A 15,440-nucleotide genomic window follows, 5' to 3' on the forward strand; every position below is an offset into this window, starting at 1 on the left:
CGCGGCATGTGTGGGGCGCCGAGCCGCCGCCGAGGTCGCGCGCCCGTGCGCCCCGGATGCGCTCTTTGCTCGTCCCGCTGGCCACCGCGACGGCCGCCGCCTCACTCGTCGTGGCGTCCCTCTTCGCCGTCCAGGCCGACCGCACCCGCGACCAGCTGGCCGCCGAGCGCGCTCAGGCCAGTGAGATCGCCCACGTTCTCGCCGCGCCGGACGCCCGCGCGAGCAGTGACCGGGACACGGAGGGCCACAGAATCGGAGTGATCGCTTCCGCCGAGGAGGGGAGCGCGATCGTGACCCTCGGCGGATTCGGGAACCTCCCGAAGGACCGGGTGCACCAGCTCTGGCTCATGCGCCCCGACGTGCAACCACGCTCCCTGGGGCTCTTCGACGGCGACACGCCCTTGGTCACCAGCGGAATGAACACCGATGCGACGTCACTGGCGGTGACCGTCGAACCCGACGGTGGATCAGCACAACCCACCAGCCAGCCAGTTGTCCAACTCGCCCTGGAATCGGTCGGATTCGGAGAGTAGTCAACAACGTCGGGACGGGGTAGATGAATACCGGGACCGTGATTCCCGAGTGCTCCAACGGGGCGATATGGTTACGCTGCCCGGGCCGGGTGGACTCGTACGGGTGGGGAGTGACATGGAACAGATAACAGTGCGCAGGGCACGAGTCCCTGCGATCACGTGCGGGAGCAGCGCGACCAGTTCGCGGCTCGACCGCCATCTCTCGGTGCTGAGCGGCCCCGCCGTGCCGCAGCGTGAGGCGGCCGACGCGACCTCGTTGATGCGTGAGATAACGTCACGTTCCCCGCAGGAGCGCAGCAACCGCAAGGACACGCGCCTGGGCCGGGTCTCGCTGTTCGCACCCCTGAAGAGGCTGCGTCGCTCACTGTTCGGCAGCCGCTAGGCACCACAGCATCAAGGGCTTTCCCGCAGGAGGCCCGCGTTCAGGCGACCACGCCGTCCCGGCGCAGCGCTGCGATCTCTTCGTCCGTCATCCCCGCGGCACGGAGCAGCGACCCGGTGTGTTCCCCGAGCGCGGGCACCGCACCCATCCGCGCCTCGTCCCCGCCCGGCAGCGTGATGGGCGGCAGCAGCGACCTGAGCGGCCCCACCGGTGAATCCACTTCCCGCCACCGGTCCCGGGCCGCCAACTGCGGATGCTCCGCCACCCCCGTGACGTCCCGTAGCCGCGCACAGGCGATCCCCGCCGCCTCCAGCCGCGCCAGCGCCTCGTCGGTGTCCAGCACTCCGAGCGCCTTCGCGACCAGCTCGTCCGTACGCTCCCGGCGCCCGACCCGCGCGGGATTGGTCGCGAACGCCGGATCGTCCGCCAACTCCGGCCGCCCCAGGACCTGTTCGGCGAGCCGCCGCCACTCCCGGTCGTTCTGCACCGACAGCAGCACCCGCCCGCCGTCCGCCGTCGGATAGGCGTCGTACGGCGCGATCACCGCGTGCCCGAGCCCCGTCCGCGCCGGCGCGCTTCCGCCGTGCATCGTGTGGTGCAGCGGATGCCCCATCCACTCGGCCAGCGACTCCAGCATCGACACCTCCACCGGCCCGCCCCGCCCGGTCGTCCCCCGCCGTACGAGCGCCGCGAGCACCCCCGAGAACGCGTACATCCCGGCGGCGATGTCCGCCGCCGGGATGCCCGCCTTCACCGGCTGCTCCGGGGTCCCCGTCACCGACACCAGACCGGCCTCGCACTGCACGAGCATGTCGTAGGCCCGCTTGTCCGCGTACGGCCCCGACGCCCCGTAGCCCGAGATGTCCACCGCGATCAGGCGGGGGTGCGCGGCGCACAGCGTGGCCGCGTCCAGACCGAGCCGGGCCGCCGCGCCGTGCGCGAGGTTCTGCACGAACACGTCCGCGTCCGCCACCAGCCGCCGTACGACGGCCAGAGCGCGCGAGTCCTTCAGGTCCAGCGCCAGGGACTCCTTGCCCCGGTTGCACCATACGAAGTGCGAGGCCAGACCCCGGGCGGCGGTGTCGTACCCGCGGGCGAAGTCACCGCCGTCCACCCGCTCGACCTTGATCACCCGTGCGCCGAGGTCGGCGAGCTGCCGGGTGGCGAAGGGCGCCGCGACGGCCTGCTCGACGGCGACGACGGTGATGCCGTCGAGGGGCAGGGGCTCGCCGGTGCGGGGGAGTGGACACATGCCGTGGATCATGTCCCCGCCGAGGCGCCGTTGTCACCAGGGCGTGCCGCGCGTCACGTGCCCCGGCCTCTCGCCCCGGCTCGACCGAGGTCCGGCCCGCCCCCCCCCGGGCGGGCCGGAGGTCACTTGTGCCCGGCGGCGTACGTGCGGACCGCGAGCGGCACGAACACCGCGAGCAGGACGGCGCACCAGAGCAGCGATCCGGCGACGGGATGGGCGACCGGCCAGGCCGCTCCCTCCGGCACGGGCGCGTTCCCGAACAGGTCGCGCAGGGCCGTGGCGACCGCGCTGATCGGGTTCCACTCGGCGACCGTGCGCAGCCAACCGGGCAGACCCCCGGCCGGGATGTACGCGTTGGACAGCAGCGGCAGCAGGAAGGTCGCGCCGCCCAGCTGGCCGGCCGCCTCCTCGTTGCGGGTCAGGAGGCCCAGGAAGATACCGATCCACACGGCCGCGAACCGGAACAGCAGCAACAGCCCGAACGCACCGGCCGCCGCGAGCGCGCCCCCCTCGATCCGCCAGCCCACCGCGAGCCCGACCAGCAGGAACGGCACCGTCCCGGCGGCCGTGACGAGCACGTCCGCCAGCGCCTGCCCCAGGGGCACGGCCGCCCGGCTCATGGGCAGGGTGCGGAAGCGGTCCATCACGCCCCGGTGCGTGTCCCCCGCGGCCTGGAACATGCCGGTCATGATCCCGCCGGCCGCGGTCGCCACCAACAGACCGGGCACCAGGAACCGCCGGTACTCCTCGCCCGGCACCGCGAGGGCACTGCCGAAGACGTACCCGAAGAACAGCAGCATCGAGATGGGCATCGTCTGGGTGAGGATCAGCAGCCCCGGGTTGTTGCGGACCCGCCGCAGCTGCCGGCCCAGCATCGCCGTGCCGTCGTACGCCAACGCGCTCATGCCGCACGCTCCTTGAGGTCGGTCCGGTCGGCGACGGTGCCCTCGGTCAGGCGGAGGAACACGTCGTCGAGGGTCGGCGGGCGCAGGCTCGCGTCGAGCAACGGCACGCCCGCCGCGTCGAGTTCACGGACGAGTCGGGGGAGTGTGAGCGTCGGGTCGAGCGCGACCGCGCCCACGGCGTGCCGGTCGTGGTCGAACGAGGGTTCCGCGCCGGTGAGTCGGTCGAGGACGCCCGCCGCCCCGGTCATCGCCTCCGCGTGGGCGACGACAACCTCCGCGTACGAGCCGATGAGCGCCTTGAGCTGGGGCGGCGAGCCGCTGTGCGCGATCCGGCCCCGGTCCATCAGCACGATCCGGTCGGCGAGTTGATCGGCCTCCTCCAGATACTGCGTGGTCAGCAGCACGGTCGTCCCCTCCGCCTTCAGCGCGCGCACGGCGCCCCAGATCTGATTGCGGCTGACCGGGTCGAGCCCGGTGGTGGGCTCGTCGAGGAAGAGCACCGCCGGGTGCCGGATCAGGCTCGCCGCCAGGTCGAGGCGGCGGCGCATGCCGCCCGAGTACGTGGACGCCGGCCGGTCGGCGGCCCCGGTCAGACCGAAACGGTCGAGGAGTTCGCCCGCGCGGGCCGCCGTGTCACGGACGCGGTGCAGCCGCGCGAACAGCCGCAGGTTCTGCCGTCCGGTGAGGTCGCCGTCCACCGACGCGTACTGCCCCGTCACCCCGATCGCCCGCCGGACCGCGCCCGGCTCCCGCACGAGGTCGTGCCCCGCGACCCGCGCGGAGCCCGCGTCCGGCCGCAGCAGCGTGGCCAGCAGCCGTACGGCCGTCGTCTTGCCCGCCCCGTTCGGGCCGAGCATCCCGACCACCGTGCCCTCCGCCACGGCCAGATCCAGGCCACGCACGGCGTGGACGTCCCCGAAACTCTTCTCCAGACCCTCACTAAGTACAGCGTACGTAGTAGTCATGGGTCGACCATAGCGCACTACGTACGCCGTACGTAACTACGATGGTGGCCGAGGTGATGATCGATGGCTGGCCGAGCGGCCGAACCCCAAGTGATCTGGGCGCGCCCCGAGCGCACCGGCCGAGGCCCGAGGCCCGCGTTCAGCCGCGTGGACATCGCGGCGGCGGCCGTGCGGCTCGCCGACGCGGGAGGTCTCGACGCGGTGTCCATGCGGCATGTCGCGGCCGAGCTGGGCTGCGGCACCATGTCGCTGTACAACTACGTGCCGCGCAAGGAGGACCTGTACGAGCTGATGGTCGACGCCGTCGGCGGTGAGCACGAGCTGTGGGAGCCGAGCGGGGACTGGCGGGGCGACATGCGGCGGGTGGCCCACCAGACGCGGGCCCTGCTGCGCGGGCACCCCTGGATGCCGCGGCTGATGTCGCCGGTCTACGGGTTCAGCCCCAATGGGCTGCGGTATCTGGAGCACTGCATGACCTGCATGGACCCGCTCGACGCGCCGTACGGGACGAAGATGCAGCTGCTCGCGATGGTGAACGGGTGCGTGACGACGTACGTCGCCAACGAGCTGGCGACCGCTGAGCGGGTGCGGTCGCTGCCGTGGTCGGAGGACCGGGAGAACCAGGTGCGGATCGCCTATCTCGGGGGGCAGATCGCGAGTGGGGCGTATCCGCGGCTGGCCGCGGCGTTCACGGAGGACTCGGGGCCGATCGATCTGGAGGCCGCGTTCGAGTGGATGCTGGGGAGGGTCCTGGATTCGTTCGCGCCGTAGGGGTGCGGATGCGGGCGCGGGGCTGGTCGCGCGGTGCCCCGCGCCGACCTCGGGAGGCACCCGGCCGCTTCGGCAGTGCCCTTCCTACAACAGCGTGAACTGGCCCTCCGGGCCCTCCTCGTGGTGGTCCAGTACCGATGCGGGCCTACGGGCCGCGTCCGGGACCGGGAGGACTCCCGCCTCGCGCAGGTCCGCCGTGGTGATCGTGTCCTCGACCGTCAACTCGGCCTGCCTCGGGTGCAGTTCGGCCAGGAGGGCCAGCACGGTGATCAGCTCCAGCAGCTCCGACGTCCAGGGCTGCGGCCAGGTCGTCGGGCGGATCGCCTCCAGCGTGCCCGGCTCCCCCTGTTCCGTTCTGCGGGTGAACCACTCCGCCAGGACGCGGACGCCGCCGACGTGGAAGTCCCAGGCCGCGGACGGAACGGGGGAGATGCGGCCCTCGTCCACGAGGAGGGTCTCCTCGTCGCGGGCGTAGCGGAGTTCCAGGGGGCGGGAGGGGAGCGGGGCGCGGACGTAGGGGCGGCGGCCGCCCGGGAGTTTGGGCCGGTCGCCGTCGCGGCACATGAGCCAGCGGGAGCGGCGGCCCAGACCGACGCCGTGGGACCAGGCGTCGGCGTCGGTGGGCAGGGGGACCTCGACGCGGTTCGGGCCGGGGCGCGCGGCCACCAGGATCCAGGCGAGGACGTCGACGGGATCGACGGGGCCGGTGCCGAGACGTTCCCCGACGTACTCCGGCAGCCCCGGTGCGAGGTTCGGCTCCCGTCCGCCCGGCCGTCGGTACAGGGGGCGGACGCGGCCGATGCGTGGGCCGTGGGGCGGGAGCAGGGGCAGGACGGGGGAGGCGAGGAGGACGGGACCCGACGACGCCTCCGGAGCCGCCGGCCGCTCGACCACGAAGACCTGCCGCTCGTCCGCCACGCGCCACAGCTCGGGGCGGGCGGAGTCGATCAGACGGTGGTCGGGGATGAGCCACTGCTCGTCGAACGGGGCGGCCAGTACACGCACCGGCTCGGGGCAGGGGCCCGACTCGCGGGCCAGGCGGCCGGTGCCGCTGGACTGGCCCGGCAGCTGGGTCACCGCCGAGGTCAGGGTGCGGGAGCGGGTGGGGGCGAACAGGGTCTCGCGGTCCGGCCCCTCCGCCTTCACCAGGGCGTCCCAGCGGGCCTTCAGGGAGGCCGCGTCGGGGGCCGTCGGCCACCCCCGGCCCAGCCGTGGCGGTGCGACGGACCACGGCATGAGGTCCGCGAGCAGCGGAGCGTCGTCGGGCGTCACGTCGGGCATCGTAAGGCCTCGTCAGTGGGCGTCGAGGGTCACGGTGAACGAGAAGCGGTCGCCGCGGTAGTGGATGACCGCCACGTCGAGGACGCGGCCGGAGTCGTCGTAGGTGACGCCCGTGTAGTGGAGGATCGGGCTGAGCAGGGGGACCCGGAGGAGTCGGGCGGTCTCCGGGTCGGCGATACGGGCCTCGACGGTGTCGGTGATCCGGCCGATGGCCACGCCCACGACATCGCGCAGGACCTTGGTCATCGGCCAGCGGAGCAGGTCGTCGCGGTCGATGCGTTCGGCCAGTTCGGGGCGGACGTAGTTGCGGGCGTGGTTGGTGGGCTCGCCCGTACTCTCGTCCCCGCGGAGCCGGTGGTACGTGGCCACCTCGGTCAAGTCGGGGAAGTACTCGGAGAGTTCACCCGACAGGGGGGTGCTGCCCTGGTCCAGCAGCTCGGTCGTCATGCCCGACTGCTGGGCCACGATGGCGTCCACCGAGCCGAGCAGGCGTACGGGCGAGCCCCGCCGGGCGCTCGGCTCGATGAACGTGCCGCGCCGGCGGTGCCGGGTGATCAGCCCCTCGCCCTCCAGCTCCTTCAGCGCCTGCCGCATGGTGAGCACGCTCACCCCGTAGTGCCCGGCCAGCTGCTCCTCGGTCGGCAGCCGCAGGGGATCCCGGGCCGTTCGGCCGAGTATCGAGGCGCGCAGGGACTGCGACACCTGATACCAGAGCGGCAGTTTGCGGTTCAGGACGATCGAGTCCGGAGCGAATGAGGTCACGACGGTATCCGTACCCGGCGCGGCGCGTTCAGCGCAACGGGCCGAAGTGACGCTGGAGCCCGGACCACACGTCGTCGTACCCCCGCTGCAGGTGCTCCGCGCCGGCCGCCTGCGCGGTCATGAGGATCGGCCAGCGCGTCTCGAACATGAAGGCGAGCCCGTCGTCGACCCGCTGGGGCTTCAGCTCCGCCGCGCTCGCCCGGCCGAAGGTCTCACGGTCCGGGCCGTGCGCCGACATCATGTTGTGCAGCGAGCCGCCGCCCGGCACGAACCCCTCCGCCTTGGCGTCGTACGCGCCCTCGATCAGGCCCATGTACTCGCTCATCACGTTCCGGTGGAAGTACGGCGGCCGGAACGTGTCCTCGCCCACCAGCCAGCGCGGCGCGAACACCACGAAGTCCACTCCGGCCAGCCCCGGGGTGTCCGACGGCGACGTCAGCACCGTGAAGATCGACGGGTCCGGGTGGTCGTACGAGATCGACCCGATGACGTTGAAACGGCGCAGGTCGTAGACGTACGGCGCGTAGTTGCCGTGCCAGGCGACCACGTCGAGCGGGGAGTGGTCGTACGTGGCCGTCCAGAGGTTGCCGCAGAACTTGTTGACGACCTCCACCGGGCCCTCGACGTCCTCGCAGGCGGCCACCGGTGCCCGGAAGTCACGGGCGTTCGCCAGGCCGTTGGCGCCGATCGGGCCGAGGTCGGGGAGGCGGAAGGGGGCGCCGAAGTTCTCGCAGACATAGCCGCGGGCGGAGCCGTCCAGGAGGTCGACGCGGAAGCGGACGCCCCGGGGGACCAGGGCCACCTCGCCGGGCCCGACGCGGAGCAGGCCGAACTCCGTGCGCAGGAGGAGGCCGCCGCGCTCCGGGACGATCAGCAGTTCGCCGTCCGCGTCGCTGAAGACACGCTCCATCGCGGAATCGGCGTGGTACAGGTGCACGGCCATGCCCGTGCGCTGGGCCGCGTCGCCGTTGCCGCCGAGCGTCCACAGGCCGCCGAGGAAGTCGGTGCCCGCCGGAGGCTCCGGCAGGGGGTCCCAGCGGAGGCGGTTGGGGTCGGGGACCGTCTCGGTGAAGGGGGCCGTGCGGAGGGCGCCGTTGTCCGTGCGTGTGAAGGCGGGGTGGGCGGCCGAGGGGCGGATCCGGTAGAGCCAGGAGCGGCGGTTGTGGGACCTCGGTTCGGTGAACGCGGTGCCGCTGAGCTGCTCCGCGTACAGGCCGAGCGGGGCGCGCTGCGGGGAGTTGCGGCCGTGCGGCAGTGCGCCCGGGACCGCCTCCGAGGCGTGTTCGTTGCCGAAACCGGAGAGGTACTCCAACCCCTCGGCCGTCTTCCGCGCGTCCCCGCTCATGCCCGCTCCCTCGCGTTCCTGATTCCTATGCTTCACCGTAGGATTCGGCCGGGGCGGACGCAAGGGGACAGGACGACAACCGGACGCGACGGGACGTCGGCAGATCGGGTGCATCGGGTGGAGCGGGAGAACCGGATCGGGAGGGGATCCGTCCTGTCAGTGCGGTGCCTTAGTCTCCCGGCAGGCCGTGGACGTGCGGGTGTGTGCTGTCCGTCGTGCTCCACGGCTGAGCGGGAGCGGCGGTACCGGCCGTACTGATATTCGGACAGCTCATCGGACCTCGCGGAAAGGCATCATGAAGCCCGTGTCCCAGGCGACCTCCTTGCGCCGCGCGCCCGTGCAGCGGCGCAGTGCCGAACGACTGACCAGGATCCTCGACGCCTGCGCCGACCTCCTCGACGAGGTCGGCTACGACGCGCTGAGCACCCGTGCCGTGGCGCTGCGCGCGGGTGTGCCCATCGGCTCCGTCTACCGATTCTTCGGCAACAAGCGCGCGATGGCCGACGCGCTCGCCGAACGCAACCTGGACCGTTTCACCGACCGCGTCACCCGTCGCCTCCGGGCGACGGGCGGCGGGGACTGGCGCACCGCGATGGACGCCGTCCTCGACGAGTACCTCGACATGAAGCGCAACGCCCCCGGGTTCGCCCTCATCGACTTCGGCAACCAGATCCCCGTCGGCGGCCACCGCCAGGAACCCAACCACCTCGTCGCCGACCGGCTGTCCGAACTGCTCTCCGCGTTCATCGACCGCACCCCCGACGAGGACCTCCGCCGTACCTTCCTCATCGCCGTGGAGACCGCCGACACCCTTGTCCACCTGGCCTTCCGGGTCTCCCCGGAGGGCGACCCGCGGATCATCCAGGAGATGCGGGAGCTGTTGCGGGCCTATCTGGCGCGGGTGCTGGACTGACGCCGGGCCGGGCCCGGGTGTGGGCCCTCCGGGCCGGGGTGCGGGCCCTGCGAGGCCGGGCGCGGACCGTCCGACCCCGCCCCCGGGCGGGGCAGGGGCCGGGATCCGGCCGGGTAGCGGTCAGGCGAATTCCCGACAAGACCCCGGCAGGACCTCCCGGCGATGCATACCGGTCGGTATGCTCGGCCTCGGTGCCGCGTGCCTCCCCGTGCGCTGCCCCGTCCGAGCGCCATCGTCGCAGCCGTCCCTCCGGGAGGACCCGTGTCCACCACCATCGACTCCCGCACCGCCCTGCGCGTCTGCCCGCTCTGCGAGGCCACCTGCGGGCTCACCCTCACCATCGAGGGCACCCGGGTGACCAAGGCGCGCGGTGACCGGGACGATGTGTTCAGCAAGGGCTTCATCTGCCCGAAGGGCGCCTCCCTGGGCGCGGCCGACGGGGACCCCGACCGGCTGCGCACCCCGCTGGTCCGCAGGGACGGCGAACTGCGGGAGGCCACCTGGCAGGAGGCCTTCGACGCCGTCGCCGCCGGGCTCCGGCCCGTCGTCGAGACCCATGGACCGAACGCGGTCGGCCTCGTCTTCGGCAACCCGAACGTGCACACCGTGGCCGGCGGCCTCTACCCGCCGCTCCTCGTCGGCGGCCTCGGCACCCGCAGCATGTTCAGCGCCTCCACGGTCGACCAGATGCCCAAGCACGTCTCCAGCGGACTGCTCTTCGGCGACGCCAACGCCATCCCCGTGCCCGACCTCGACCGCACCGACCACCTGCTGCTCCTCGGCGCCAACCCCCTGGAGTCCAACGGCAGTCTGTGTACCGCCCCCGACTTCCCCGGCAAGCTCAAGGCGCTCAAGGCTCGCGGCGGCACCCTCACCGTCGTCGACCCACGCCTGACCCGCACGGCCAAGCTCGCCGACCGGCACGTGGCGATCCGCCCCGGCACGGACGCGCTGCTGCTCGCGGCGATGGCGTACGTCCTCTTCGAGGAGCACCTCGTCGACCTCGGGGACCTCGCCCCGCATGTGCAGGGGGTCGAGGAACTCGCCGCCACGGTACGGGAGTTCACACCCGAGGCCGTCGCCGGGGCCTGTGACGTCGACGCCGGGACCATCCGCGCGCTCGCCCGCGAACTGGCCGCCGCGCCCACCGCCGCCGTATACGGCCGCATAGGCAGCTGCACCGTCCCGCACGGTACCCTCGCCAGCTGGCTGGTCGACGTGCTCAACATCCTCACCGGCAACCTCGACCGGCCCGGCGGCGCCCTCTTCCCGCAGTCGGCGACCGACAGGACGCCCCGCCCCGCCGGCCCCGGCCACGGCTTCGCGCTCGGCCGTTGGCGCAGCCGGGTCAGCGGCCACCCCGAGGCCAAGGGTGAACTGCCGCTGTCCGCGCTCGCCGAGGAGATCGACACCGCCACCCCCGAGGGCAGCCCGATCCGCGCCCTCGTCACCGTCGCCGCCAACCCCGTGCTCTCCGCGCCCGACGGCGACCGCCTCGACAAGGCGCTCGACTCCCTGGACTTCATGGTCAGCGTCGACCCCTACCTGGGCGAGACCGCCCGCCACGCCGACGTCGTCCTGCCGCCGCCCCCGCCCTCCCAGGCCCCGCACTACGACTTCGCGCTCAACACCCTGGCCGTACGCAACCAGGTCCGCTACAACCGTGCCGCCGTCCCCCTGGAGGACGGCCGCATGTCCGAGACGGAGATTCTCGCGCGGCTCGTCCTCGCCGCCACCGGCATGCACGGCGCCGACCCCTCCGCCGTCGACGACCTGGTCATCGGCCAGACCCTGGGCAAGGCCGTCAAGGAGACCCACTCGCCCGTGCACGGCCGCGACCCCAAGGAACTCGCCGGCCGGCTCACCGGCACGGGCGGCCCCGAGCGCCGGCTCGACATGATGCTGCGCCTCGGCCCGTACGGCGACGGCTTCGGCGCCGATCCGGACGGGCTGACCCTCGCGAAGCTGCTGGCCCACCCGCACGGCATCGACCTCGGGCCGCTGAAGCCGCGGCTGCCGCAGCCGCTGAAGACGGTGAGCGGCAGGATCGAACTGCTGCCGCAGCCGATCGTCGACGATCTGCCGAGGCTCCGCAGCGCCCTGCGGGAGCGCCCCGACGGCCTCGTCCTCATCGGCCGACGCCACCTGCGGTCCAACAACAGCTGGCTGCACAACATCCCCGCCCTCACCGGCGGCACCAACCGCTGCACCCTGCACATCCACCCCGACGACGCGAGCCGTCTCGGACTCGCCGACGGCGACGACGTACGGATCAAGGGCGCCGGGGGAGAGGTCACCGCTCCCGTCGAGGTCACCGACGTCGTACGACGCGGTGTCGTCAGCCTTCCGCACGGCTGGGGACACGACCGTCCGGGCACCCGGATGAGCCACGCCGCGATCGACCCCGGGGTGAACGTCAACCAGCTCCTCGACGGTTCGCTGCTCGACCCCCTGTCGGGCAACGCGGTCCTCAACGGCATCCCCGTCGATCTCGCCCGAGCAGGCGCAACGCTGTGACCTGGAGTTCTGCTCTTATTGCTCGCATGTCAACGTCTTGTTAAGGCTTGTGGACCCGCCCTAACGTCGTCGCACCGCCGGTGCCCTGGTGGGAGTTCAAGGGCGAACGTTAGGTATCCACATGCTGACCATCCTCGGCTTCGCCATGATCGCGACCTTCCTGGTCCTGATCATGATGAAGAAGATGTCGCCGATCGCGGCACTCGTACTGATCCCCGCGCTCTTCTGCGTGTTCGTCGGAAAGGGAGCCCATCTCGGCGACTACGTCATCGAAGGGGTGGGCAACCTCGCGCCCACCGCAGCGATGCTGATGTTCGCCATCGTCTACTTCGGCCTCATGATCGACGTCGGTCTCTTCGACCCGATCGTCCGAGGCATCCTGAAGTTCTGCAAGGCCGACCCGCTGCGCATCGTCGTCGGCACGGCCCTGCTCGCCGCGATCGTCTCCCTGGACGGCGACGGCTCGACCACCTTCATGATCACGGTCTCGGCGATGTACCCGCTGTACAAGCGCCTGAAGATGAGCCTGGTCGTGATGACCGGTGTCGCCGCCACCGCCAACGGCGTGATGAACACGCTGCCCTGGGGCGGCCCGACCGCCCGCGCCGCCACCGCGCTCAAGCTCGACGCCGCCGACATCTTCGTCCCGATGATCCCGGCGCTCCTCGTCGGCCTGCTCTTCGTCTTCATCCTGGCCTACTTCCTCGGCCTGCGGGAGCGCAAGCGCCTCGGTGTACTGAGCCTCGACGAGGTGCTGCAGCAGGAGAAGATCGTCAAGGACGAGGAGAAGTCCGAGTCCGAGGAGACCGTGCTCGTCGGCGCGGGTGCCGCGTCCTCCGCCGCCGGCTCCGGAGACGACAAGGGCCGCACGGTGAAGGCCACCGGCGGGGCGGGCTCCGGCACCGACTCCGAGGACGACGAGGACGACGTCCGCCTCCAGGGCCTGGACCCCAACCGCCCGACGCTGCGCCCCAAGCTGTACTGGTTCAACGCGCTGCTCACGGTCGCGCTGCTCACCGCCATGATCATGGAGTGGCTGCCGATCCCGGTGCTGTTCATCATCGGCGCCGCGCTCGCCCTGACGGTCAACTTCCCCCACATCCCCGACCAGAAGGCCCGGCTGGCCGCCCACGCCGACAACGTCCTCAACGTCTCCGGCATGGTCTTCGCCGCCGCCGTCTTCACCGGCGTCCTCCAGGGCACCGGCATGGTCGACTCGATGGCCAAGTGGATCGTCGACGGCATCCCGGCCGGCATGGGCCCGCACATGGCCCTCGTCACCGGCTTCCTGAGCCTGCCGCTCACCTACTTCATGTCCAACGACGGCTTCTACTTCGGCGTCCTCCCGGTCCTCGCCGAGGCCGGCGCCGCCCACGGTGTCTCGCCCCTGGAGATCGCCCGCGCCTCCCTCGTCGGCCAGCCGCTGCACATGTCCAGCCCGCTGGTGCCTGCCGTGTACGTGCTCGTGGGTATGGCGAAGGTCGAGTTCGGCGACCACACGAAGTTCGTGGTGAAGTGGGCGGCGGCGACCTCGCTGATCATCCTCGGCGCCGGCGTGCTGTTCGGCATCATCTGATCCGTGGATTCCGTTCCCTTGAACCGGGTGGAGCCCGATTCCCCCGACCCGGAGCGAAGTTCCCCCGAACCGGGGGGACCGACCCTCTCCCACCGGGGTGAACTTCCTTCGCACCGGCGTGCACTTCCCCGAGGAGGACCCGCATCGTGAGGCCCGGTAGGAACCGCGGCTGGCTGCTCCGCCTCGTCATCGCCTTCGGCTTCGCGCAGGGGGCGGTGTCGATGGCCCGGCCCGCCGTGTCCTACCGGGCCCTCGCGCTGGGCGCCGACGAGCGGGCGATCGGTGTGATCGCGGGGGTCTACGCCCTGCTCCCGCTGTTCGCCGCCGTTCCGCTCGGCCGCAGGACCGACCGGGGTCGGTGCGCACCCCTGCTGCCCGTGGGTGTCGTCCTCATATCCGGCGGCTGCGTCCTGAGCGGCCTGGCGAACTCGCTGGTGGCGATGGCCGTGTGGAGCGGCGTGATGGGCCTCGGGCACCTCTCCTTCGTGATCGGCGCCCAGTCGCTGGTGGCCCGCCAGTCCGCGCCGCACGAACACGACCGCAACTTCGGCCACTTCACCATCGGCGCATCCCTCGGCCAACTGGTCGGCCCGATCGCCGCGGGTGCCCTGATCGGCGGCCCGGACATGGCCCGTACGAGCGCCCTGGCGCTGGTGGTGGCGGGCGCCGGGGCGGCGGTCGCGTTCTCCTCACTGTGGCGGATAGAGCGTCCGGTCGAGCCCAAGTCCCGTACGGCGCAAGGTGATCGGGTCCCTGTACACCGCATCCTGCGCACCCGGGGAGTGCCGGGCGGCATCTTCATCAGCCTCGCCGTGCTGTCGGCCACCGACATCCTCACCGCGTATCTGCCGGTGGTCGGTGAGCACCGGGGCATCGCGCCCTCGGTGATCGGTGCCCTGCTGAGTCTGCGCGCGGCGGCGACCATCGCGTGCCGTCTGGTGATGACCCCCATGCTGCGGCTGCTCGGCCGGACCGCGCTGCTCACCGTCACCTGTGTGCTCGGGGCCGTGCTGTGCGCCGGGATCGCGCTGCCGGTGCCGGTGTGGGCGCTGGCCCTGATACTCGCCGCCCTCGGGTTCTGCCTCGGGGTCGGACAGCCGCTGTCCATGACGACGGTGGTGCAGGCCGCCCCGGACGAGGCCCGGTCCACCGCCCTCGCGCTGCGGCTCACGGGAAACCGGCTGGGGCAGGCCGGGGCGCCCGCCGCCGCCGGTCTGATCGCCGGTGTCGCGGGCGTGGCCGCGCCCTTCGTGATGCTCGGCGCGCTGCTGCTGGTGTCGTCGGGCATCGCCCTGCGCTCACCGGCACAGCCGGGGCAGGGGAGCGGCAGGTCGGAGAAGGAGGAGAGCAAGGAGGAGAGCAAGGAGAAGAGCAGGGAGAAGAGCAACGGGAGTGGGAAGGGGAAGCGGAAGGGCTCTCGGCCCCGTGTGTGCCTGGGCCGGAAGAGGGATATCTGACGGGTCGTCGGGCGCGGCTCCCCCCGTGCCCCGTGTGATGTGACAGAGAGTCAGGCGGAAGAGCGATTTGTGTGAAAATCGTCCGACTCGGAGGTCTTGTTATGTCCACCTCGTCCCGCCCGCTCCCCGCCGGAGTGCACGCGAGTGCCGCCGTAGTTCTCGCGGCACTCACCGTCACGGGAGCCAGCCTGATCACGGCACCGGCCGCCGTCGCCGCCCCGGGCGACCCCGACGTCGTGATCCACAAGGTGGGCTTCCCGTTCGACAACCAGCGCAACCAGCCGCTGGTCTGCGACTTCTATCTCTCCGCCTTCAACTTCCCCAAGGACCCCACGCCGTCGCAGCGCATCAACTGGACGATCGACCGTGAGCCGCCCGCACCGCGTACCGACCCCGTCGCCACGGGCGAGATCCCCCTCGCGACCGACGGCTCCGGGCACAGCACGCCCGTGGCGCCCGAGAACACGGCGCGGCTCCCCGACGGGGAGTACGTGCTGACCTGGAGGACCGTCGGGGGCACGCTCGAGGAAGGGCGCAGGGAGATCACCGTCGACTGCCCGCTCACCGCTCCCGCCGGACCCGAAGGCGCCCGTCCCGAAGGCGCCCGTCCCGAAGGGTCTCGTCCCGAAGGTTCCCGTGTCGAAGGCGCTCGTCCCGAAGGCGCCCGTCCCGGAGGGTCTCGTCCCGAAGGTTCCCGTGTCGAGGGCGCCCGTCCTGAAGGCGCCGTCCCGGCCGGCGCCGGCGGTCTCGCCATGACCCAGAACTTCGCGCCGGTCGCCGA

General features: G+C 72.0%; 14 protein-coding genes. 8 read left to right on the forward strand and 6 right to left on the reverse strand.

Translation table 11 applies throughout. The annotated features are described in order from the left end of the window. The coding region (locus AWZ10_RS22815) for an anti-sigma factor (protein WP_060891932.1) at window positions 1-533 on the forward strand (533 nt) is incomplete at its 5' end. Between the two features lie 115 nt (window positions 534-648). Beyond that, complete coding sequence (locus tag AWZ10_RS22820; protein WP_046705007.1) at window positions 649-915, forward strand: hypothetical protein; 267 nt, start codon at window positions 649-651, stop codon at window positions 913-915. A gap of 40 nt (window positions 916-955) precedes the next feature. On the opposite strand, the gene AWZ10_RS22825 is transcribed toward AWZ10_RS22820, so the two are convergent. The 3 genes from AWZ10_RS22825 to AWZ10_RS22835 all read right to left on the reverse strand — a co-directional run bounded on the left by AWZ10_RS22825 (window position 956) and on the right by AWZ10_RS22835 (window position 4,037). Then, window positions 956-2,179 (reverse strand): CaiB/BaiF CoA transferase family protein, encoded by a 1,224-nt coding sequence (locus AWZ10_RS22825; RefSeq protein ID WP_060891933.1) that lies wholly within the window; start codon window positions 2,177-2,179, stop codon window positions 956-958. A 110-nt stretch (window positions 2,180-2,289) separates the two neighbouring features. Next, window positions 2,290-3,072 carry an ABC transporter permease gene (locus AWZ10_RS22830; protein ID WP_046705005.1) on the reverse strand — a complete coding sequence of 261 codons (783 nt, stop codon included), beginning with the start codon at window positions 3,070-3,072 and terminating at the stop codon, window positions 2,290-2,292. Continuing rightward, window positions 3,069-4,037 (reverse strand): ATP-binding cassette domain-containing protein, encoded by a 969-nt coding sequence (locus AWZ10_RS22835; RefSeq protein ID WP_060891934.1) that lies wholly within the window; start codon window positions 4,035-4,037, stop codon window positions 3,069-3,071. Before AWZ10_RS22835 ends, AWZ10_RS22830 begins: the two co-directional genes overlap by 4 nt. A 63-nt stretch (window positions 4,038-4,100) precedes the next feature. Between AWZ10_RS22835 and AWZ10_RS22840 the strand changes: the two genes are divergently transcribed. Then, a complete protein-coding gene (locus AWZ10_RS22840) occupies window positions 4,101-4,808 on the forward strand; it encodes a TetR/AcrR family transcriptional regulator (RefSeq protein WP_046705003.1) in 708 nt (235 codons plus the stop codon). An 84-nt stretch (window positions 4,809-4,892) separates the two neighbouring features. Here AWZ10_RS22840 and AWZ10_RS22845 read toward each other — a convergent pair whose 3' ends face one another. Genes AWZ10_RS22845 through hmgA form a run of 3 tightly spaced genes read right to left on the reverse strand, consistent with a single transcriptional unit; the run spans window position 4,893 to window position 8,196 of the window. Beyond that, window positions 4,893-6,089, reverse strand: a complete 1,197-nt coding sequence (locus AWZ10_RS22845) for a type ISP restriction/modification enzyme (RefSeq protein ID WP_060891935.1) — start codon at window positions 6,087-6,089, stop codon at window positions 4,893-4,895. A 12-nt stretch (window positions 6,090-6,101) separates the two neighbouring features. After that, a complete protein-coding gene (locus AWZ10_RS22850; RefSeq protein WP_046710029.1) occupies window positions 6,102-6,851 on the reverse strand; it encodes a GntR family transcriptional regulator in 750 nt (249 codons plus the stop codon). A 28-nt stretch (window positions 6,852-6,879) separates the two neighbouring features. Next, the gene (gene hmgA / locus AWZ10_RS22855) at window positions 6,880-8,196 is read right to left on the reverse strand and encodes a homogentisate 1,2-dioxygenase (protein WP_060891936.1); all 1,317 of its coding nucleotides are present in this window, start codon (window positions 8,194-8,196) and stop codon (window positions 6,880-6,882) included. Between the two features lie 295 nt (window positions 8,197-8,491). On the opposite strand from hmgA, the gene AWZ10_RS22860 reads away from it, so the two are divergent. The 5 genes from AWZ10_RS22860 to AWZ10_RS22880 form a co-directional block, all read left to right on the forward strand. Then, window positions 8,492-9,109 carry a TetR/AcrR family transcriptional regulator gene (locus AWZ10_RS22860; RefSeq protein WP_046709985.1) on the forward strand — a complete coding sequence of 206 codons (618 nt, stop codon included), beginning with the start codon at window positions 8,492-8,494 and terminating at the stop codon, window positions 9,107-9,109. 261 nt (window positions 9,110-9,370) lie between these two features. Next, window positions 9,371-11,626, forward strand: coding sequence for a molybdopterin oxidoreductase family protein (locus tag AWZ10_RS22865; RefSeq protein WP_060891937.1), 2,256 nt, complete (start codon window positions 9,371-9,373; stop codon window positions 11,624-11,626). A gap of 121 nt (window positions 11,627-11,747) precedes the next feature. After that, window positions 11,748-13,202, forward strand: coding sequence for a CitMHS family transporter (locus AWZ10_RS22870; protein WP_060891938.1), 1,455 nt, complete (start codon window positions 11,748-11,750; stop codon window positions 13,200-13,202). 146 nt (window positions 13,203-13,348) lie between these two features. Further along, the gene (locus AWZ10_RS22875; protein WP_060891939.1) at window positions 13,349-14,659 is read left to right on the forward strand and encodes an MFS transporter; all 1,311 of its coding nucleotides are present in this window, start codon (window positions 13,349-13,351) and stop codon (window positions 14,657-14,659) included. Between the two features lie 101 nt (window positions 14,660-14,760). Then, window positions 14,761-15,440 (forward strand): hypothetical protein (locus tag AWZ10_RS22880; protein ID WP_244172532.1); only part of this gene is annotated, 680 nt, incomplete at its 3' end.

Source organism: Streptomyces europaeiscabiei (genome assembly GCF_001550375.1).
Taxonomy (GTDB): Bacteria; Actinomycetota; Actinomycetes; order Streptomycetales; family Streptomycetaceae; genus Streptomyces; species Streptomyces europaeiscabiei.